Here is a 1,529-nt window from a genome sequence, read left to right on the forward strand (position 1 = left end):
CGCTCACTGGTCCACCATCCTTGTGTCGGCGCTCCCCGATGGGGCGCTGATGCACCCGAGGTGCCACCAGGTCATCGCCCTGCTCGCTTGACGCGTTCGACGTCCAGCATGAGATATGCGGGGTCTGGTGGTTGCCCGGGACGTGCGGACCGTCGACAGGGCTGAGCGCCTCCGAGCGCCGATCAGTGAGCGAACCGGCAGCCGCGTCTCGGCACCAGCGGCACCACATGAAGGTGCCTCCCCACTGGGACTAGCAGCGAGGAGGCTGACGTGAAGTCTGCCAGCAACACCCTGCCCGACACACCCATCAATGACGTGACCGCCGGGATCGACTGGGCCCGCGACGACCACGCCGTGTGCGTCGTGGACACCCGCGGCCGCCAGGTCGCCCGCACCCTGATCGAGCACACCGCCGCCGGGCTGCGTGATCTGATCGGCTTCCTGGGCCGGCACGGCGTCGGTGAGGTCGCCATCGAACGACCCGACGGACCGGTCATCGACACCCTCCTGGGCGCCGACCTGACCGTGGTCGTGATCAGCCCGAACCAGGTCAAGAACCTGCGCGGCCGGTACGGCTCCGCGGGCAACAAGGACGACCGGTTCGACGCGTTCGTCCTGGCCGACACGCTGCGCACCGACCGGCCCAGGCTGCGCCGGCTCGAACCGGACACCCCCGCCACCACCGCGCTGCGCCGCGCCTGCCGGGCCCGTAAGGACCTGGTGTCCCACCGGGTCGCCGTGGCCAACCAGTTGCGCGCGCACCTGCGCAACGTCTTCCCCGGCGGTGTGGGCCTGTTCGCCGAGATCGACTCCGAGATCAGTCTGGCCTTCCTGACCCGGTTCACCACCCAGGACCGCGCCGACTGGCTGACCCCCAAGCGACTCGGCGACTGGCTGACCAAGCAGGGCTACTCCGGCAGAACCGACCCCGCCGTGCTGCACGGTCGGCTCGCCGCTGCGCCGCGCGGCATCACCAGCCACGACGCCGACACCCAGGCCCACATCACCCGAGCCCTGCTGACGGTGCTGACGACCCTCGTCGACCAGATCAAAGCGCTCTCCGCACAGATCAGCCGCCAGCTCGACACCCACGCCGACGGCCACATCTTCACCAGCCTGCCCCGAGCCGGGCGGGTGCGCGCCGCTCGCCTGCTCGCCGAGATCGGCGACTGCCGAGCCAAGTTCCCCACCCCCGAATCCCTCGCCTGCCTCGCCGGCGCCGCACCCTCCACCAGGCAGTCCGGCAAGCTGCGCGCCGTCACCTTCCGCTGGGCCTGCGACAAGCAGCTGCGCGACGCCGTCACCGACTTCGCCGGCGACAGCCGACACACCAACCCCTGGGCCGCCGACCTCTACCGGCGCGCCCGCGAACGAGGCCACGACCACCCCCACGCCGTACGGATCCTCGCCCGCGCCTGGCTCTACGTCATCTGGCACTGCTGGCAAGACGGCACCGCCTACGACCCCGACCGACACAACGCCCTGCAACGACTCCTCACCAACCAACACCACACCACCGAAACGGCGGC

General features: G+C 70.6%; 1 protein-coding gene. It reads left to right on the forward strand.

Annotated features, from left to right (window positions below):
• Positions 1-270 precede the first annotated feature (270 nt).
• Positions 271-1,529: IS110 family RNA-guided transposase (locus tag HIR71_RS16215; protein WP_169326095.1), on the forward strand; the 1,259-nt coding region annotated here is incomplete at its 3' end.

This window comes from Cellulomonas fimi, from assembly GCF_012952065.1.
Classification (GTDB): domain Bacteria; phylum Actinomycetota; class Actinomycetes; order Actinomycetales; family Cellulomonadaceae; genus Pengzhenrongella; species Pengzhenrongella fimi_A.